The organism is Okeania sp. SIO2C9, assembly GCF_010672455.1.
Classification (GTDB): domain Bacteria; phylum Cyanobacteriota; class Cyanobacteriia; order Cyanobacteriales; family Microcoleaceae; genus Okeania.
Genome location: NZ_JAAHGO010000061.1, coordinates 33,417 through 53,954 on the forward strand (window position 1 = coordinate 33,417; position 20,538 = coordinate 53,954).

Below are 20,538 nucleotides of genomic sequence, written 5' to 3' on the forward strand. Positions count from 1 at the left end.
AAATAATTAGCGCCTTGAAACCTCTACTTTTAAGAGGAAAAAGCAGTCGTTAGCGCAGCTTCCCGAAGGGTGGGATGGATGGGTTTCCTAACCATATCCAATCGACCAAGAGAGAAAAAATTTTCCTTTTATTCAATTCTCTTCCTTTTAGGGAGAGGTAATTATCAATTATCAATTATCAATTATCAATTATCAATTATCAATTATCCATTATCCATTATCCATTATTAAACAGATGTCTAGCGATCAAAAAAACTTTCTCTTTCTTCTTCTTTCTTCCCTCCTGACTCCTTTACGGGCGAATGCCATTCGCCCCTACGACTCCTTCATCTCAACCGGACATGATATTATTTTCCTATCAGAATAACTACTGAGCGATCGCCAACTAATAACCCCTGTTGATTTCCCAATACAGGTTCAGTTCCTGGTTCCCAAGCATCTTCTGGCGATGGACAGGTAGTATTAGCAAAAACGTGCCACTGCATTCCTTGGGGCAAACCAGGAATTTCAAACCAGAGACTTTCCCAGTGCATATTCATTGCTACATAAATATAGTTATCTGGCTGTTTTCCTTCTTTAGCGTGTTTGCCACAGAGCATAAAAGCAATAGTACGGGAGCTTTCAGACCAATCTACATTCCACACCTGGGTTCCATGCCAAGTAATATCTGCATAACCACTACCAATATAATCTTGATTTCTGAAATGGTTGCGATTTCTTAATACTGGATGTGCTTTCCTGAATGCAATGCAGTTTTTCACGAATCTAAATAACTCCGCATTAGTTTTGAGAAATTCCCAGTTAAGCCAATTTAGTTCCGAGTCATGGCAGTAGGTATTATTATTACCATGTTTACTGCGTCCTATTTCATCTCCCATCAATAACATAGGTACACCTTGACTAACCATCATAATCGCGATCGCATTTCGCATCTGACGGCTACGCAAAGCATTAATTCCCGGGTTATCTGTCCAACCTTCTGCTCCACAATTCCAACTTTCGTTATCATTAGCACCATCGTTATTATTTTCGCCATTAGCTTCGTTATGTTTCCCATTGTAGGAAACCATATCTGCTAGGGTGAAACCATCATGGGCGGTAATAAAATTAATAGATGTTGCAGGAGCGCGACCTTGCCAAGCATATAGGTCTGGGGAACCTTGTAATCTTTGCGCCATTTCCCCTACAGTACAATCACCTTTGATAAATTTGCGAATTGCATCGCGATACTTACCATTCCATTCAGCCCAACGTCCAAAAGCTGGAAAAGAACCCACTTGGTATAAACCCCCTGCATCCCAAGCTTCTGCAATCAATTTACAGTTAGCTAAAATGGGGTCAAAAGCTAAAGTCTCTAAAAGTGGAGGATTTGCCAATGGCGCTCCCCAGGGGTCACGACCGAGAATTGAAGCCAAATCAAACCGGAAACCATCAATATGATATTCACTTGCCCAATAGCGCAAACAATCTAACACTACACCACGAACAATAGGGTTATTACAGTTAATCGTATTACCACAGCCACTAAAGTTATAGTAATAACCTTCTGGCGTTAGCATATAATATACTTTATTGTCAATACCCCGGAAAGAAATAGTCGGACCGTTTTCGTTACCTTCTGCTGTGTGATTGAATACAACATCTAGAATTACCTCTATTCCATTTTTGTGCAGTTCTTTAACTAGAGTTTTTAACTCATCCATCTGCATCCCTAACTTACCTGTGGCTGCATAACCTGCTTTTGGGGCAAAAAATCCGACCGTACTATAACCCCAATAATTGTAGAGCATTTCTCCTGTAATTGGGCTGGGGCGGGAATTTTCAAACTCATCAAATTCATAGATAGGCATCAATTCTACTGAATTAACACCCAATTCTTTGAGGTAAGGAATTTTTTCGCGGATGGCAGCAAATGTTCCAGGATATTTGACTCCAGAAGAGGGATGAGCGGTAAAACTCCGAACGTGCATTTCATAGATAATTTGGTCTTCTGGTGGAATTTCTAGAGGGCGGTCATTTTCCCAGTCAAAATCATCATAGGCAATTCTAGCTCGATGTTGATAATTGTCATCCCAGTTAGGAAATACTCCCCAAACATCTCGACCTCCAATAATTTTAGCGTAGGGGTCCATGAGAATTTTACTCTTGTCGAACCATTGACCTTCCTGGAAGTTATTCGGTCCCTCCATCCGGTAGCCATATTCGATATTTTCTATATCCAGGTCGAAGATGACCATACAATAAACGTTCCCAATTCTAAATTCTTCAGGAAAGGGAATTTCTGCCATTGGTTGGAGAGCGCCTTTTTTAAACAAAACCAATGTACAGGATGTAGCATTAGAGGAGAATATGGAAAAATTCACTCCTCCAGGTACTAGAGTTGCACCGAATGGAAAGGGTTTCCCACTACGCAGTTTCAAGTCACCGTGACTGTGGGTAGGATGAATATCAATACGATCTAATTGCATGACTTTTGATTAAAGGGAGAATACGTTGTAGGTGGTAGGTTTTAGGTTGTAGGTTTTAGGTAAGCTAAGAAGCATTTAGATTTTATATTTCCTAGTCCCTTTCACAAAAATTGGATATGTACTTAAATGCTAAACAGCTTAACAAGATTTTACCAAATAATTAGGGTTTAAAGTCGATCCTCTTATTTTGAAGGAGAGGTAATTAATAATTAATAATTAATAATTAATAATTAATAATTAGGGTTTGCAGCAAAAAGTCTTATGGGTGAGGGTAGGAGTCAGGAGTCAGGAGTCAGGAGTCAGGAGAAATGGGAATGATAGAGGAGGTAGGAGGAAGAATAATCCCTTGATTTTTCTGCGCAACTATGCGCTTAAAATGCTAATTTTTTGAACCTAAGTGACCTAAAAGCTTGGACTTTTTTTAACTAAAAAATGCTAAGACCTTTATATGTCAGTTCTTTTAGATTTAATCAGCAAACCCTAATTAAATAATTCGCGCCTTGAAGCTTCCCCTTTTAAGGAAAAGAAATAATATTTCCTTATATTCAATTCCGTAGCGGTTTTAACCAGAGGTAATTATCAATTATCCATTATCAATTAATGAATAGACAGTACAAACTTCTTGGAAAAACTATTGCTAGCTAAAGCTTTCGGCAATCTTAAGGTTATAAACTAGCACTTTAGGAACTGTATGTGCTGCAAGTCTTTTCTAGTAATATTTTCAGCCTTGAGATTAAGTCATTTTTTTTGAATAACTTTGTACTCTCCAGTAATTATTAATTATTAATTATTAATGGCTTTGTTGCATGAAAGTATATAGCTGCGACTAGACTCCCGAGATGTACAACAATAATGCGCGGTAACTGCTGTAACTATTGGACAATAGATAAATCACCCCATCCATCTCCCGAAACTGAGCGATCGTGAAACGGAACGGATGTTCTATCGCTTGACTCTGACTCTATCTAAACTCAACATAACTATTGGATAATAGATAAATCACCCCATCCATCTCCCGAAACTGAGCGATCGCTTGAGTAAGGGACTAGCAAAAAAATAGCTTACCAGATCGTCTTTTGTGCAACAAAGCCATTATTAATTATTAATTGTTGAACTATTGCCTTCTTTAATTTAGTGTTGCCATTCCTGACTCAACATTTTCAGCAGTGGCAAAAAAGTCTAGAAACCCAGTCACAGACATAGTATCTTGAAGCTCTTCAGAAAGTCCAACTAATACAACTTTTCCTTCCTTTGCTGTTGTTTGTCGGTACAATGATAGTAATGTGCGCAACCCTGCACTAGACATATATGGCACATTGCTCATATTTATCAGAATTTTGCACCCAGGAGTCGCTAGGGGGAGAATTTCTTCTGAAACTTTAGGTGCTGTACTAGCGTCAATGTCCCCTGTTAGTTCTACTACTGTAATATTTTCTTCTATTGTTCTAATATTAATTTCGATTGCCATTGGATTTAGTCTAATAATACTCAGGTGTTTAGATAGATTGGGTTGAGAAACGTTTGTCTAGGACAGACTAATGCCAATGTGAAACGTCTCCGTTAGGGCAACTTATCCACAGGATAAGGAGAAAACCCAACACACAAGTATTATATATAATCCGGGTAGGGAGTAGGGGAGTAGGGAGTAGGGAGTAGAGGAGTAGGACAGGGCAAATTCTTTGCCTGGAGAGAATATTTACCGAAGAATTAATAATTCAATAATTCAATAATTCAATAATTCAGGTAAAAATCCTCCCCTTTCAAGGGGAAAAAATAAATTTTTTCCTTTTATTCAATCAATTCCGTTTTAGGGAGAGGTAATTATCAATTATCCATTATCAATTATCAATTATTGAAAACCCTATATTTTTTTGAGTTCCCACACTCCCCACACTCCCCACACTTCCCACACTCCCCACACTCCCCACACTCCCCACACTCCCCACACTCTTCCTTCAGGTAGGCACAATATTTACCTTAACTTTCACCCTTTCTTTAGTATCAGGCAATTTGACACTCAGTTTCTCAGCATCAAAATCACTATAGGGTTGACCATCAATTTCTACAGAGCCAATTTTAATACTACCCGGAGGTAGAATATCTGGCGAAACCCGCAGAATATTATCGGGAAAACCACCAGGAATAGGTTTAAAATAAAAATCCATTGGCTGCTTATTAACCAAAAGATTAGTATAAACAGCAGAAAGAAAACATAACTCTGTAGAGTGATAACCACTCATGGAGTGAGACCCCTTACCTCGTTCGTTACCACTTGCCAAGAAAGGAATACCATTAGCAAGAACATTGAAATAAACTCCGCCATCTTCTGTATCCAGGAACCAAGCATTGTAAAAAGCAGCAGCTTCCCGCGCTAAACGATGATATTCTGGCTCTCCCAAAACTCCTGCGAGAATATAATATGCAAGAATAGACTGTTCCTGTTGCCACCAAGCTTTACGGTCGTGCCAAACAAAACGGTGGATTTTTTCGTCTTCACCTAATACCCTCTCCACCACATCATACCAACCACCCCGTTGTTGGTCGCTGCCCACTGCTGGCATAAGATCGGCAATTTTCTTGGCCAAATCCACATAAGAATCTTTAGCTTTGAGACTATTCATCCGCATCAAATTCCAGGCAATTTTCATATTGTGACCAACCACTGCTCGGTTTTGCTGCCATCCCCAAGTATGGTCTGGACTCCAGTCTTCAAAGAATTTTTCATTGACAAAGGGAGAATTTTCGTAGTCTGGGAACCGCTTTTCAATAGTGTCAAAGGTATATTCGAGCATATCAGCATATTCTGGTTTTTCTGTTGCTAACCAGAGATTAATTAAATATGCTGGTGCGTGGTCCCCCACTGAGTTCCAGTTTTTGGTACCTTTATTTCGTCCTAATGATTCGCTGAGGGGGTCTAGAGTTATGGGGTCTAGGTGAGAGTAGTAACCGCCGCGATCGCTCTTATCCAGGTAGAAGTTGTTGAATAGTTTGATGGTTTTATCGGTATCGTCCATGATCCGAGGGTCGCCATTGAGTCGATATGTTTGTAACGGACCTGCAAGGGCGTAAATTTGTTCGTAAGCAGGGATAGCATCGTAGTCATCGCCAAATTCTGAAGCGAAGATTTTTTGTTCCCGCTCTCCTTGTACATCAATACCGTGATACCAATAGACAATTCCTTCGTCTAGGTCTACAAATCTCATATGGTCTCGCAGATATTCGGTGCCTTTTTCTGCTGCTTCTAGAAAAGTTTCTTCCCCAGTCATCATATAAGCAGTTGCCATTCCGTAAACCATCCGGGAAATAGTATCAGTTTCTTGAGAGAAGTTTACCTGAGATTTTGCACCGGATAGACTTAGGGTTGTGCGATAGTTGCGGTAGTCAATTTCTTCGTCGCCAAACTGAGCTTTGACATAAAAATTAGCAAGGGAACGCACCTGGTCTACCCACCAGTTTGGTTTCTCAAAAACGTAGTCATCTGCTTGACGACCGACAAATATAATTTGTTTGGCTTCAAATATGGGACTATCTGGGAAGAATACTCCATAAGTGAATAAATACCGACCGGGTACTAACATTGACCGCATGGAACCTGTAGCATCTGGGTATGCTTCGTCTAAGTTTTGTACGAGTTTGGCGTAAGAGATCGGACTTAGTCTGGCTTGAAATTCTCTGCCGTCTGTTGTTTTGATACCAAAAATATCTGTTTCTGAGTCGTATTTGGTAACATATCCTGCGATTAAGTCAGAAAAGCTAAATTCTATTTGGGTAGTCATTTTTGATTATCTTTAACTGTGTTTACGAGTTTTTTTATAGACTTCTTGTAGAAGTCAGGGAATAGGGAATAGGGAGATTAAATTGTTTACATATATATTATATTGTCTTGAATTGATTGAATTAACACTTTTGCAAGAAGTCTTATGTATAGAACCCATTTGCTATGTTTGGACGCGGTATGTGCTTTTGGTAGCAGTCCTCCTGGATGACTGAGTCAGAAGTCAGGAAATTTATACTGTTTCACGGAAGTCAGAAGTCAAATTTTAACTGAATTGGTATTAGTTAGAGAATAGCAGGACTTACGCACCAAGCACCATATATAGTAGGGGTAAATTGCATTTTACCTCTACAGATAGCGTTTTATCTAATAATTTGCGTAAGTCCTGAATAGAAGAAAAAGGTAGAAAAATGAGTAGTCCTGGTCGCATAATTGTATACAATAACAACGGATACCTGGCACGGAAGCAAGATGCTCCCACTGTTTTTGTCACAAACATTGCCAGACAATACACGACCAATGAAAATGCACCACTACCAAAAAATTCTCCTATCTCCTCCACTCCCTATCTTTGATACAGCAAATTCCAAGTATATGAAGTACAGATATGAAAAATTAAATGTTCCCAGTGCGAGCATCTTGCTCGCTTCGGGGTGTATCTCACCAAGGTGGAACCCGCTGTAAATAAATAGATATATCAAATGGGTTCTATATTGAGTATTGAGTGTGGCAGGTTTTAATTTTTATCCTCTAATTTAATCCTAAATCTTGAGGTAACACCTACCACCACAAAAAGCAATATTAATTGTTAGCTTCGATCGCTTCTACAAATTTTTCCATAAATTCATCTGTTACCCCTGGATGTTTGGCTGTGATTAAGTTTCCATCTATCACTAAATCTGCTGTTTGATCTCCATCAAATATTACATCTGCTCCAGCGTTTTCTACATCACAAATAATGTTATGAGCGCAGGTGACTTTTTTATTTTTAATCATTTCATTGTCGGCACAAAATAGCCATAAACTATGACAAATTGCTCCTAATTTTACATTTTCAGTATTGACAGCTTTGCGAAGAAATGCTACTGCTGGTGCTTGGTTTGGTTCACCTTTTTTGGGGTTTACCTGATATCTCAATCTATCCATAGCGTAAGCGCCAATACAAATTATCCCTTTATAGTCTGAGGGGTTAATATCATTAACTTCTGTAGAAACAGTAACTTGTTGTTCGACAATATTATTCTCTGGGTTAGAGCCAAAATGTAATTCTTTGTTACCCCATAAATGAGTAATATATTCTACTTCATAGCCTTTTTTAGGGAAAAATTCATTAAATTTCAGATATTCTGTAGGATCAAAATGGTCTTCTATTAAGACTCCAATTTTACCTTTTGTTGCAGTAGTCATTCTTTTTTACTCCTTACTATTTACAAAATATAATCAAACAATGAATCTACGAGGGATAACATTATCCTCATTGATTCTGAGTAACTATAATTTTACACATCATTATTATCAAAAAATAGCTATTTAGTTGCTCTTTTTAGATTTAAACTCAGATGTAATAACTCAGTCTCTATAGAACCTAATTCTTTCAATTACCTAATAGGATATATGAAAAGTTGTTTAATACTGAATTTTGCCCCCCTAGCCCCCCAATTCTGGGGGGAACAAGAATCAATTAGCTGGTAAAAGTTCCCCAAAATTGGGGGATTTAGGGGGCTTTGATGTAGTAAATGAGACTTCTCAGACAACCTCTAAGTTTTAACTTTTTATTTGTGTCTCAATTATTATCTGACAGCCTACCTTTGTGATTTTTTTTGACTCTAATATTGCTGTCAAACAATAGATTTGAGATTAAATACTTTTTCTGCAAAAAAAAATAGTTAATAGGGAGCTGGAAACTATTATCAACTCCCTTCAGTTCAACTATCTAACTTTTTCTCTTATGTTGTAATTAACTTCAAGAGTGAATCAGGAGCAAATACATCACGATAGAATGTTAATTGCTCAGTCTTTAAGTAACAACCACCTCTGTGACCACGACGTACCCAAGTGACATTTCCCTTGGCAATAGTTTCGTTGGTTTCGAGATCCACACTTTTCCACTCGAAGAATGTATGTTCTCCAGAAAACATAACAATTGGCCAACACATAATAACTCCTGGTTGAGAAATTAACGCCCACCAATGCTGTTCCCTTTCTTTTTGTTCCTCTAGACCAAAATATTGTCCGTCTTGGCACAAATAGACTAAATCTTGATAATATTCCGCCGTGAGAATATCACCGCGTCCCTGTCTCAAAGCTTCACAATGAGTAGGCCACCACTCTTTATTTTCTTTCTCTATTTGTTCTAATGTGTAGTCAGGACCTAGCTCTGGTAATGTTGCTTCTTTCATAGCAATGATTTTTTCTGCTAGAGCAATCATCTCTGTAGCAACATCAGCAGCTGCTGGAACAGCTCGAGAATAATCTACTGCTAGGTCTTTGTAGTAATTTGTGCGCTTTTTCATAATATCTAGATTTGTAGTTGTTTTTTCATTGATTGAAACAAAATTGCTGGGGGAGACGAGCGATCGCTAAAGAAACCTCACCGTTTCACGGAAGTCGTAGGGGCGAATGGTATTCGCCCTTAAAAAGTAAGATTTTACAGGCTCAAAACTTTGACAATACAGTAATTTCAGAAAATTATTTCACATCTTAGATTTGAAACTATTTGTGACATCTCTAAACTGAATTAGTATAAAATTGTGCTTTCTTCGAGCTTGAAGATATTAGTAAATTTTTGTGTCTACCGCTCAACTAAACTTACTCAAACTTACTTAAAGGTCTGAAAGTCTAGTCATTCGTAGTGGATCAACCACTACAGGGTTAAACGGCAAACCCTTTATTCCCTGGTCAAAAACATCAGGAATTACTTTTTTAATAATGTTTAACGACCCATTTACATCTGCATTTAATAATTTATTTTCTCTGGTTTTATACAATCCTCTTGTTACTCTTTTTCCACTAAATTTCGGTTTTTGTTCTCCATATTTAGGCAAATCATCCCCATCTAAACAGCTTGATTGAGATGTATAGGATTCTTCGGTAATTATTACTTTTATTCCTCTTAGTTGGGCTTTATACCTTAACATCTCTATTAACCTATAGTGAGGGATATTCACAAACTGTTGATTGTTCTTTTTCCCTAATTTTATTTCTTGTTTCCAATTCTGATTATGGCCAATAATTAAGGTTCCTATTTGATGGTTGATACACCAATCTATTACCCTTTTACTTGCTGTATGGAGATAGTTTTCTACTCGACTATTTCGTTTGTGAGTTAATTTTTTTAACCGATGAGAATTAGTTTGGTTGTGGCTATTTAATTGAGATTGTAAATAAGAGCGTTGTTTATTATAAAAGGTGTTAATTGCTTTTAATGGTCTGCCTTTAATCAAAAGAGGTGAAACTCCTGTTTGATTTGTAGTTACAGCTATTAAGTTATTTACTCCTAAATCTACTCCTGCTATTTGTTGATTTTCTGTTGTTGAATCGGATTTTTCATAGACTATTTCTATTATGTAACAGCTACTTTTGGGGATAATTCTGGTTTCTATTATTTCTGTCTGTGAAGTGGGTATTTTTATTTCACTCATCGACAGGTGACAAATTCCTTTTTTTAAGGTTTTTTTGTATATTGATTCATCTGGATAGGGCAGAATATTTCGGCCTTTTGTTTTATGTTTATATTTGGGGATTTTTGGTTTCCCTAAAAATTTATTTGGCTGTTTTTGCCATGCTTTTAAAGCTGCAAAATAACTACTCCAAGCTGAGTCTAATCTTCTGATTATTTGCTTGCTAACTTTAGTTGGTAAAGCTTGATAATCATCCGTCTTAGATACTAGATGATAAAGTTGATTAAAGCTAAGTTTCTTTTTGTTTTCAAAGAAATATTGGCGATAATAATAGTTAGCTAAATTGAATAAATTTTTCGACAAAAAAGCCTTGTGGTCTATTTCTGACCACAAATAATGTGATTTGGTAATAACATGACGTTCAACTAGCTTCATATCCTAATTGTAGCTGATAACGACTCAATGAATAGACAATTGAGCAAAATTACTCATTTTAGTTTGATAGCTATAATTATGAGTAATTTTGATGAACTTTAGATAAGTTTTTGCTTTCTGTATTTACCCCCGATCGCGATTAACGATATTTATCTTTTCTGTGGCAGGTTTAATACCCCACCGTCTACAGGGTGCTGAAAATTGTTTGGGTTTTTTTTTGGAGCTTTTCTCAAATCCCCGTTACAAAAATAACTTCTAACTTCTAACTTCTGACTTCTGACTTCGTTAAGCGGAGGGGCCTAAAATTTCATTCAGAGCGCCGAAGCAACCTGCTGCTTTATTAAATCCTGCATAAACACAGGTGAATAATAATAACTCCTCTATTTCTTCACGGGTAGCTCCTTGTTGCATTGCCATATTAACATGAGCGCCAAAAGGGTTTCCCGGACCTACATGATCTTGATTGACTACATCAATTGCTATTGTAATCAGAGCTTTGGTTTTTTGGTCTATGAGTGGTAGACCCCATGCTTCACCTGCCACACGAGTACAAAAGTCCCCGAATTTGGGGTTGATACCATTTAAACCTTCTTGCAGAGCTTTGTCATCTAGGACTGCGTTTTTGTATTCCATAGTTTATCCGCTTAATTTTTCCAATTTGCTATGGTATGTTCGTTTCAATACTGTGTTTGTGTCAGCGTTCTAGAGCAATATCGCGTTAGCATTACCTAGCATAATCGCTTTCTTACACAGTTTAACATCTAATTTTTTAGTAAGTTATCGGCCTTTACCCGAGCAGATGACGGCCACTCGATCGAGATATTAAATAATATCATTGTCCACACTTCTGACCTATCTGATTTGCTGTTCAGATGTGAGGCAAATCTATTAGACATATCCGAAACATTTTTTCTATCAACTAGATTATCACCTTAACTTACATTAATTCATTAATTAAATTGATTTTATGATTTTTTTATTAGAATAAACTGATATTTTCCGATAAATATTCTAAAATGTTACTTAGTGATCTAAATTAACAATGATCTAAATCATTTTTGTCGTTTTTTATTATTACTTAATTACAAGCATTTAAGTATTGTTAAGCTTTTCTAAGTTGATGAGAATAAATTAACTGTAATCATATTTTATATAAAGGCTGTTATTATAACCTATATGATAAATTTTGTATATACTTAATTTGTTAAAATTACAGCACTTTTAAGGAAGCTTGAGGTACGGTTGTAACACTATTCTTATCCTATATTTCCTGTTCCCAGCTCCGGTGTTCCCTAGAGCAGTCAAACTTTGTGCCTCCAAGACTCGAAAACTACTGTAATAGGACTTACGCACCTGCAACATATTTTCGTCGGCAGCGATCCACAGGGTTTACGGAGCAGTCTGGAACGGAAAGCAATTCTTTAGGAGTCAGGAGTCAGGAGTCAGGAGGGAAAAAATAATATCATGTTCGCTGGGGCGTTTTTGTGTAAAATAAAGGGTGAATATCTACAGGAAATTTACGTTTTTTCAAGCTTTTAAGCCTTCTTCCCCCCCCTTTCAAAGGAGGGTATGGGGGATACCTTCTTCCTTGCTTCACTATACAATACCGATGCTACCGGACATGATATTAAGAAGCAAAGAGCAGTAGAAGAGAAAGTTTTTTTGTTCGCGCTCTTATCCGGACATGATATCATAACTCAAATCACCAACGCCCAAAATTCAAGGACTTAAACATGAATCAAGCAAATGAAGACAAAAAATTTACACTTGTTTTAGCTGGGAAATACAAAATTAAACCGGAAAAACGAGAACGATTTTTAGAACTCGCAAAACCTGGTATTGAAGAAACTCACAAAGAAGCTGGAAATATTAGTTATACTTTATATGAAGAGTTTGATAATCCTAATACGTTTTTGTATTTTGAAGAATGGGTAGATCGAGAAGCTCTTAATTCCCATCTTAAGCAACCTTACATTGCACCTTTAATTGAAGAAATATCAGAACTTTTAGCTGAAGATGCAGAAGTAAGAGTTTATGATATTGATAAATTGAGCTTCGGACTTTAGTTGATTTTTAGGACTTACGCAGTTGCAACGTATTTTTGTCTGAAGCGACTGACAGGGTTTGCGGAGCAGTTTGGAACGGAAAGCAATCTCACATTCTGGTTTTTTGTACCTCATGTGTAATATCATGTCCGGTAGCATCGGTATTGTATAGCAAAGGTAGGCAACAGCTCATCTGGCAACAGGCAACAGGCAAGAAAAAAACTTAAATTTCTTGTAGATATCCACGCTAACTTTTACACAAACGATTGCCTTCGGACATGATATAAGTCCTGATTTTTTATTTGTAGATTTTGTAGATATACCAATTCACTTTCAAGATGTCACAAATAGTTTCCAACTTTAAATGTGAAATAATTTGCTGAAATTATTGTATAGTAAAAGTTTTGAGCTGATAAAATCTGATTTTTAACTTTTAACTTTTAACTTTTAACTTTTGACTTTTGACTTCCATGCGATCGCTAGCTCAGAAAATAAATAGCATATCAAAATGCCGAAATACATTATCTTGTCAATTTTTTTATTCATATTCTTTTTTGCTGTTGCACCCCCCGCAGCAGCATCTTTTTGTCGTAACTATAACGGCAATAAAATTTGTATTCTCAATATTAAGCGCAGTGCTAAAAACTATTGGGAATATCGAGCAGAAGTTAGTATTAATGGTAGGAGAAAACCATTGGAAATTTATAATTGTCGCACTAAAGAGAAAATACAAAAAAATGGTAAGATTGTTAAATTTAAACGTAATGGTGCGGGTAATTTAATTTGCAATGTTCTGAATAAATAGTCATTTGAAGAAGGAAGAAGGAGGAAGGAAGAAGGAAGAGGGAAGAGGGAAGAAGGAAGAAGGAAGAAGGAAGAAGGAAGAAGGCTTAAAAGCTTGAAAAAACCTTGAATTTCCTGTAGATATTCACATGATAAAGTTTAGATAGAGAAAAGTTTTTCCTACTGTTCCCTGTTTCCTGTTCCCTGCTTATGAACCTGCAACAGAGGAGATTGTCCAAATGGTATAACTAGACTCATGTTTATAAATTTTGATACTTTTTCTAATCTATCAGAAAATAGCCTTTCTATTAATTATCATCATAAAAAAATTGAAGTTATTTAACTTAAATAATTTTCATTTATCTTGAAATTTTTTTTTGAATTTCTTCCTGTCTCTCTGCTTTCAGGCTGGAGCATAAACCTGGTAGTTCATCTAGTAATTGGTATATCGTATCTTCTTTAATATCTGGCATTGAATTACTATTTTTATCGATTGATTTTTGGAATAGGTAGTGAGCTTCTTTGTTGAGACGTTGCCATATTTGTTTTATCCTATCTTTAGTATCTAAAGAGTTAGTTGTATCTTGGTTTTTTTTGCTATCTAATTTAATTTTTATTATGTTGTTTTCTTCGCTCATCTTTAACAAAGATACTAGAGCTTGAGTGAGAAAATCAATGTTCATTTTTAATAGTTCTTATGATTATTTAAATGATTTCGGTGAAGCTGAACTAGCTTTTTTTGACTGATTATTAATTTCATAAATTGTACTTTCTATTTCATTTATAGATTTGTAGATGTCTGTTATATACTTGTCTAGCTTTTGTAAAGTTGCTTCAAACTGATATGGAGAAGGGGGGAATATGGATTTACCATCTTCCGAAAGTCTAGCAATTACTTTTAAAAACGGGTAATCGCATCTTTGTGATTGATGGTATTTCGATACATACATACCAATAAGAATTTTATGATATTGATATTCTGAATCTTCCTTATTTCCTCTTATTAGGCTTAACTTCCAAATGTATTGTAACCATACTGTAATTACCTCATTTACTTCAGGTTTTGTTATACTTATTGCACTTTTTCTGTAAGCATGAGCCATTGTTAAGGAGACTGCTCCAAAGCTGGTAATTAATGATATCAGGAAGAAAAATAGGGAGAACCCCAGACCGTCTAAATCCCCTTCTATTGCCTTACTAAAGAAGTTTTCAAAGGCTAACCTTAGTTCCTCTGAACCAACTTTTATATTACCTTTCTCGTCAAAATGACGTTTGTATAACTCATCTGTTTCTTGACTAAGGAATTGTAAATCGTTTCCTATCTCGCTGCGACTCTCAGGTTTTTCATTCCATGCGTTTTCACTCTTTTCTACTTCCTCTTTTAGAATGTCCGCTTTGGGACACCAGGGTATGCTTTCTAAGGGGTATTCGCTCCAGTCCATCCCACTTTGCTTTTGTTCATAGCTACCATAAGTTTCTAAGTACAACGACGATCGTTCTTGACTGCTGAAAGATGTATTTTGAAGTAGCTTTCTGTTGTTTGCACAGGTGTCTCTAGCAATAATATATTGGTTATATTTTGAGTGTTTTTATCTGCTATTTAATGCAGTTTGCTCTTCAATTTTCTCCTGTGCTAGTTGGTAACTTAGCTCACCTCTATTATTAATTAGTTCAGAACCAACACCAGCGACTAAAGATTGTATAATGCTTATTACAAAAAATAAGGATGCTCCTATCCTAAAAAAAACTTTTTTTCACCATGTTTTATGTCTGATGCTGCTGTGCCTGATTTATTAGTCCAATTGAGTAAAATTAGGTTGATTAACAATGGCGCTAAGGTTGTTAAAATACCTGGGGTTAATAGAGCTAAACTAGAAATACTTAAATCTTTGAAGGCATAAAAAAGTATTGGTAAGTTTGTTATTGCATTGATTAAAGTTGCTCCTGATACTACTCCCGCTGTGATATCAGAATCTTTTTTTAGGCTGTCTGGTGGTGATTCTTCACCATCAAAGTCCCTCGCATTTGCAAATATTAATCCATGTAGTGCTATCCATAACTTTCCTAAGAATCTCTGAGTACTATACCATGTTTTTCTTTTAGCTTTGTCTCTTGCTTTGCGAACCATATATTCATAATCTGGATTAGTTTCAAGCCATTCAATCAGAATGTCTGGATACGATTATTGTTGTTCGTAATTATTGTTAAAATCTGGTAATTTGTCGGGAGTAGTCATTGTTAGGTAAAGAAAAGGTAGATGAATTAAAGAATCTAAATCATAACTATTTTTGAAACTTTCTGTAGAAAATTTCAACTTTTTAACCTTCAATTCATAAAATCCAGATTCCGAAAAACAGATCGGGAATTAGGAATATTTCCAACAAAAACTTCATATATTAATAATATAAAAAACAGATACAGCAAATTACAAGTATATGAAGTACAGATATTAATAATTAAATCCTATCAGTGCGAGCATCTTGCTCGCTTCGGGGTGTATCTTGCTCGCTTCGGGGTGTATCTTGCTCGCTTCGGGGTGTATCTTGCTCGCTTCGGGGTGTATCTTGCTCGCTTCGGGGTGTATCTTACTCGCTTCGAGGTGTATCTTGCTCGCTTCGGGGTGTATCTTGCTCGCTTCGGGGTGTATCTTGCTCGCTTCGGGGTGTATCTTGCTCGCTTCGGGGTGTATCTTGCTCGCTTCGGGGTGTATCTTGCTCGCTTCGGGGTGTATCTCATCAAAGTGGAATACGCTATATGTCTCTACGCATTAATTTAGTACATTCTTATGCTGCTTTTTAGCTTTTGCAAGAATGCCTTTTAACCCAGATTTATTGTCCTAAGCAAAAAACGTACTATATAGAACCCATTTTGGATCTATTTAAAAATAGAGAAGGAGATGGGGGGATGGGGAGAGGGGGGGGGATGGGGAGAGGGAGCATTTTTCTACTTTCAATATATCAAATTATCATTAAATATCTCCAATCATAAAAAATCAAATCAATTATTGCACTTTTATTTATCAATTCTTTCCCTCTACTCCTCACTCTCTAAAGACGTTGCATACAACGTCCCTACTTTTGGAGCAGATGTATAAAAGATACCAAATGGGTTCTATATAATTAGGAATAGTAGGGAAGTGGCACAGAAACTCCCCACCTTAATGAAGTCAGAAGTTAGAAGTCAGAAGTTATTTTTGTAACAGGTATTTGAGCTTCGCTCCAAAAATATTTTGCCTTAAAAAGCGAGGTTGCGCGACCCAATTATTTTGATAAATCAAGCTATAGCAGTCAAAACAAAGCTTAGGAAATATCAAAAGCTTAAAACTCAGACAACGGAAAATTCTTCCTTCTTCCTTCTTCCTTCTTCCTTCTTCTACACCACAAAATTAACTAATTTTCCAGGTACCACAATTACCTTTTTAATCTCCTTACCTTCCAAATGACGCTGTGCGACTTCCGACTCTCGCGCTAACTTTTCCAAAGTCGCTTTATCTGCTTGCGCTGACACCTGAATAGTACCCCTAGTTTTACCCTTAATCTGAATCACCAAGGTAATTTCATCTACAACCAAAGCATCCGGGTCAAACTTAGGCCAAGAATGGGTATGCACCGAACCAAAATTACCAGCAACTTGCCACAACTCCTCAATAATATGAGGTGCAAACGGCGCCAACAACAACAGCAAAGTTTCCAAACCTTCCGCATAAATAGGGGAATCTTTGCAACTAGCATCAGCAAGAGCGTTACTCAATTTCATCATCTCAGAAACAGCAGTATTAAACTGATAATCTCCATCCAAATCTTCTGTCACTTCCTTAATAGCAATATGTACCGCCCTGCGTACATCTTTCTCTGCTTTAGTTAACTCTTTAGCAAACCTAGTTGCTATCCAACTCAACCCTTTCTGTAAATCATTCTTAGTCTCTTGTTGAGTTTCTGGATGATTAAACTTTGCTTCTATTGCAGCTTTCACATCAGCAGCAGCATAAACTTTCACCACATTTTTGAGTTTAAAAGCAGCAAGATTTTTCGTGATTTCAGTAATCAAATACCGAGACCAACCCAACTGTTTCAAGTCTGCTTGAGTAATACCGCTATTTTTTACTTTCAACTCACTTAAACTATGATTTTCTGCAAATTCAGTTATCAATAACCACACCCGGTTGAGGAAACGAAACTGTCCTTGCACATCTGCATCATCCCACTCTAAATCTTTTTCCGGTGGCGCTTTAAACAAAATAAACATCCGCGCGGTATCAGCTCCATATTTTGACATCACATCTAAAGGATCGACACCATTATATTTAGATTTAGACATCTTCTCAAAAAAGACTTCCAACTCGTCTCCAGTTTTCGGATCTTTGGCATCTTCCGGGTTGACTTCAGCAGAGGGAATATATTTACCCGTAACTGGATTTTTGTAAGTGATACCTTGTACCATTCCTTGAGTTAACAAACGTTGGAATGGTTCGTCAAAATTGCACAAACCTCTGTCGCGCAAAACTTTAGTAAAAAATCTGGAATACAACAAATGCAAAATTGCGTGTTCGATACCACCTACATATTGATCTACAGGCAACCAGTCATTAACTATTTCCGAGTCAAACACCTGTTGTTCGTTGGTTGCATCTGGATAACGCAAATAATACCAAGACGAATCAATAAAAGTATCCATGGTATCCGTTTCCCGTTTTGCAGGAGTGCCACAACTCGGACAAGGAACATTCACCCAATCTTCCAATTTTGCCAACGGTGACGGACCGCGACCAGAAAATTCTACACTATCTGGCAACTTCACAGGCAAATCTTCATCTGGTACAGGTACAGCACCACAGTTCGGACAGTGAATAATAGGTATTGGTGCGCCCCAATAACGTTGTCTCGAAATTAACCAATCTCGCAAACGATATTGTACGCGACCTTCTCCATAACCTTCGTCTTCTGCAAGTTCAATAATTGCTTTTTTGGCAACAGTAGATTTTTGACCATTAAACGGACCGGAGTTGACCATGACACCAACATCGGTATAAGCATCTGTAAATTCCCAGTCATCATTATCCGAATCATCTGGCAGAATAACATTTGTAATGGGTAGCTCGTATTGTTTGGCAAACTGGAAGTCGCGTACATCGTGAGCGGGTACTCCCATAACTGCACCTGTACCATATTCATAGAGTACATAGTCGGCGATCCAGATGGGAATTTCTTGGTTATTGAATGGGTTGATAGCTTTGCCACCAGTGGGAACGCCACGTTTTGGTTTGTCTTCAGCGGTACGTTCTAGTTCACTTTCGGCAGCTACTTCTTGAATGAAAGTTTCGACGGTAGTTTGTTGTTCTGGGGTTGTCACCTGTGCTGTTAAAGGATGTTCGGGAGCTAAGACAACGTAACTTACGCCGTAGACTGTATCGGGTCTGGTGGTAAAGACTCCAATTTTTTTATCCATACCGACTATGGGGAATTCGAGGTAAGCACCGACAGATTTACCTATCCAGTTGGCCTGCATGGTTTTAACTCTTTCTGGCCAACCAGGCAATTTGTCCAAGTCGTTGAGGAGTTGTTCGGCGTAGTCGGTAATTTTGAAGAACCACTGACGCAACAATTTACGTTCGACTTTTGCCCCGGAACGCCAGGAACGACCTTCGCCATCTACTTGTTCGTTGGCAAGTACGGTTTGGTCGATGGGGTCCCAGTTAACGGCGGATTCTTTTTGATAAGCGAGACCTGCTTGGAAAAATTGGAGGAATATCCATTGGGTCCAGCGGTAATATTCGGGGGAACAGGTGGCGACTTCTTTTTCCCAGTCGATGGAGAAACCCAAACGTCTTAGTTGTTCTTTCATTTGGGCAATATTTTGGTAGGTCCATTGGGCGGGTGGGATGCCACGATCAATGGCTGCGTTTTCTGCGGGTAGTCCAAATGCGTCCCAACCCATGGGGTGCAGGACGCGATAACCTTGCATCCGTTTGAGTCGGGCAATGACATCGGTGATTGTGTAGTTACGAACATGACCCATGTGTAAGTTCCCGGATGGGTAGGGGAACATGGATAGAGCGTAGAATTTTTGTTTATTCTTGTCTGTAGGGGTTTGATTTTGGTTTTGTTCGGTCCAGATTTTTTGCCACTTTTGTTCAATGGATACAGGGTTATATTTGGAGTCCACAGTTTTTCTCCGTATTATTTTCGATAGTCTTGTTTTCTTGATTATTTTTGCATATTCCCCGACTTTGAGGATTCATGGTTACATTATACTACTGAGTGTAATATATGGAGTTCGGAAAGGTCATTTCAGTTATCAGTTATCAGTTATCAGTTATCAGTACCTAAGGCTTTTTGCGCAGCATTTCGTAGGAAAGCAAAGTAAATTGAAAATAGGGAATACTCTTTTTTTATCTCCTTAAAAGAGTCAGCTCTTATACCAAAATTTTTCGGTAATAATTTTTGTTGGTTGTGGAGAGATTATTTTGAACTTCTACACTGCATAACTTTAAAAGAGTCAGCTCTTATACCAAAATTTTTCGGTAATAATTTTTGTTGGTTGTGGAGAGATTATTTTGAACTTCTACACTGCATAACTTGAGGAGAAATAGAACTATTAGTAGTCGGAGCGATCGCTTCTTTTTCTATTACCCTAATACTTCTATTTTATATAAGATTAAAATTTATGAAAATAATAGCTAGCTACAAAAATCTGAGCAAAAATTAATTAAGGTATAATCGAAATGTAAGTATTAGGAAAAAGTAAGTATTTCCTGCGGAATGCTGCGCAAACAGCTATTAGCCATCAGCTCTCAGCAAACCCTATCTAAACCTTTAAATGAATATAACCTTTAAAGTCGGCTTTGATAGTAAGATTAAATTTACCTCAGCTAATAAAGCTTTTATCTGAAACTAAAATAAATAGCTGACCGCTGAATGCTGACTGCTGACTGCTTACAGGAAGTATATCCAATAATTTAATTGCTTCCTATTCCCTAAAAACCGACTAAAAACCCATGAATAATTACCCCAATTTTTCTTCTCATGGCTATCAAATAATTAGAGAACTCGGACACAATAATATTGGTGGGCGAGTCACTTATTTAGCTGAAAATATCAAGACTCAAAAAAACGTAGTTATCAAACAATTTCAATTTGCCAAGCTAGGAGCAACTTGGGCAGAATATGATGCCTACAAACAAGAAATAGCTGTATTAAAAAGTCTTAAGCATCCAGGGATTCCTAAATACTTAGACTCCTTTCAAACTACCGATGGTTTCTGCATGATTCAAGAATATATTAATGCCGAATCTGCTGTAATTTATCGTCAGTGGCAACCTCAAGAAATTAAAAAGATTGCTATTTCAATTTTAAAAATTTTAGTCTATCTCCAAAATCAACCACAACCTGTTATTCATCGAGATATTAAACCGG

Annotated in this window: 16 protein-coding genes; 4 read left to right on the forward strand and 12 right to left on the reverse strand. The window is 37.1% G+C overall.

Annotated elements, in window-relative coordinates; translation table 11 throughout:
- Nucleotides 1-347: 347 nt before the first annotated feature.
- The 7 genes from glgX to F6K23_RS30525 form a co-directional block, all read right to left on the reverse strand.
- Nucleotides 348-2,468 carry a glycogen debranching protein GlgX gene (gene glgX / locus F6K23_RS30495; RefSeq protein ID WP_293162918.1) on the reverse strand — a complete coding sequence of 707 codons (2,121 nt, stop codon included), beginning with the start codon at nucleotides 2,466-2,468 and terminating at the stop codon, nucleotides 348-350.
- Between the two features lie 1,126 nt (nucleotides 2,469-3,594).
- The gene (locus F6K23_RS30500; RefSeq protein ID WP_202225038.1) at nucleotides 3,595-3,936 is read right to left on the reverse strand and encodes an anti-sigma factor antagonist; all 342 of its coding nucleotides are present in this window, start codon (nucleotides 3,934-3,936) and stop codon (nucleotides 3,595-3,597) included.
- A gap of 487 nt (nucleotides 3,937-4,423) precedes the next feature.
- Complete coding sequence (locus F6K23_RS30505) at nucleotides 4,424-6,244, reverse strand: AGE family epimerase/isomerase (RefSeq protein ID WP_293162923.1); 1,821 nt, start codon at nucleotides 6,242-6,244, stop codon at nucleotides 4,424-4,426.
- An 800-nt stretch (nucleotides 6,245-7,044) separates the two neighbouring features.
- Complete coding sequence (locus F6K23_RS30510) at nucleotides 7,045-7,650, reverse strand: DJ-1/PfpI family protein (RefSeq protein ID WP_293162926.1); 606 nt, start codon at nucleotides 7,648-7,650, stop codon at nucleotides 7,045-7,047.
- Nucleotides 7,651-8,189: 539 nt separating this feature from the next.
- Nucleotides 8,190-8,756, reverse strand: a complete 567-nt coding sequence (locus tag F6K23_RS30515) for a hypothetical protein (protein ID WP_293162929.1) — start codon at nucleotides 8,754-8,756, stop codon at nucleotides 8,190-8,192.
- 309 nt (nucleotides 8,757-9,065) lie between these two features.
- Nucleotides 9,066-10,298, reverse strand: a complete 1,233-nt coding sequence (locus tag F6K23_RS30520) for a transposase (RefSeq protein WP_293162932.1) — start codon at nucleotides 10,296-10,298, stop codon at nucleotides 9,066-9,068.
- Between the two features lie 285 nt (nucleotides 10,299-10,583).
- Nucleotides 10,584-10,931, reverse strand: a complete 348-nt coding sequence (locus F6K23_RS30525) for a carboxymuconolactone decarboxylase family protein (protein WP_287276254.1) — start codon at nucleotides 10,929-10,931, stop codon at nucleotides 10,584-10,586.
- 1,100 nt (nucleotides 10,932-12,031) lie between these two features.
- On the opposite strand from F6K23_RS30525, the gene F6K23_RS30530 reads away from it, so the two are divergent.
- Nucleotides 12,032-12,364 (forward strand): putative quinol monooxygenase, encoded by a 333-nt coding sequence (locus tag F6K23_RS30530; protein ID WP_293162935.1) that lies wholly within the window; start codon nucleotides 12,032-12,034, stop codon nucleotides 12,362-12,364.
- Between the two features lie 505 nt (nucleotides 12,365-12,869).
- A complete protein-coding gene (locus tag F6K23_RS30535; RefSeq protein ID WP_367267865.1) occupies nucleotides 12,870-13,148 on the forward strand; it encodes a hypothetical protein in 279 nt (92 codons plus the stop codon).
- Nucleotides 13,149-13,485: 337 nt separating this feature from the next.
- Here F6K23_RS30535 and F6K23_RS30540 read toward each other — a convergent pair whose 3' ends face one another.
- The 4 genes from F6K23_RS30540 to F6K23_RS30555 all read right to left on the reverse strand — a co-directional run bounded on the left by F6K23_RS30540 (nucleotide 13,486) and on the right by F6K23_RS30555 (nucleotide 15,440).
- Nucleotides 13,486-13,809 (reverse strand): hypothetical protein, encoded by a 324-nt coding sequence (locus F6K23_RS30540; protein ID WP_293162941.1) that lies wholly within the window; start codon nucleotides 13,807-13,809, stop codon nucleotides 13,486-13,488.
- 18 nt (nucleotides 13,810-13,827) lie between these two features.
- Complete coding sequence (locus tag F6K23_RS30545) at nucleotides 13,828-14,613, reverse strand: hypothetical protein (RefSeq protein ID WP_293162944.1); 786 nt, start codon at nucleotides 14,611-14,613, stop codon at nucleotides 13,828-13,830.
- A gap of 245 nt (nucleotides 14,614-14,858) precedes the next feature.
- The gene (locus F6K23_RS30550) at nucleotides 14,859-15,254 is read right to left on the reverse strand and encodes a hypothetical protein (protein ID WP_293162946.1); all 396 of its coding nucleotides are present in this window, start codon (nucleotides 15,252-15,254) and stop codon (nucleotides 14,859-14,861) included.
- A 54-nt stretch (nucleotides 15,255-15,308) separates the two neighbouring features.
- Nucleotides 15,309-15,440 carry a hypothetical protein gene (locus F6K23_RS30555; RefSeq protein ID WP_293162949.1) on the reverse strand — a complete coding sequence of 44 codons (132 nt, stop codon included), beginning with the start codon at nucleotides 15,438-15,440 and terminating at the stop codon, nucleotides 15,309-15,311.
- Nucleotides 15,441-16,022: 582 nt separating this feature from the next.
- Between F6K23_RS30555 and F6K23_RS30560 the strand changes: the two genes are divergently transcribed.
- Nucleotides 16,023-16,220, forward strand: a complete 198-nt coding sequence (locus tag F6K23_RS30560) for a hypothetical protein (RefSeq protein ID WP_293162951.1) — start codon at nucleotides 16,023-16,025, stop codon at nucleotides 16,218-16,220.
- A 278-nt stretch (nucleotides 16,221-16,498) separates the two neighbouring features.
- Here F6K23_RS30560 and leuS read toward each other — a convergent pair whose 3' ends face one another.
- Nucleotides 16,499-19,288, reverse strand: coding sequence for a leucine--tRNA ligase (leuS, locus tag F6K23_RS30565; protein ID WP_293162954.1), 2,790 nt, complete (start codon nucleotides 19,286-19,288; stop codon nucleotides 16,499-16,501).
- 832 nt (nucleotides 19,289-20,120) lie between these two features.
- Between leuS and F6K23_RS30570 the strand changes: the two genes are divergently transcribed.
- A partial coding sequence (locus F6K23_RS30570) for a protein kinase family protein (RefSeq protein WP_293162957.1) occupies nucleotides 20,121-20,538 on the forward strand: 418 nt, incomplete at its 3' end.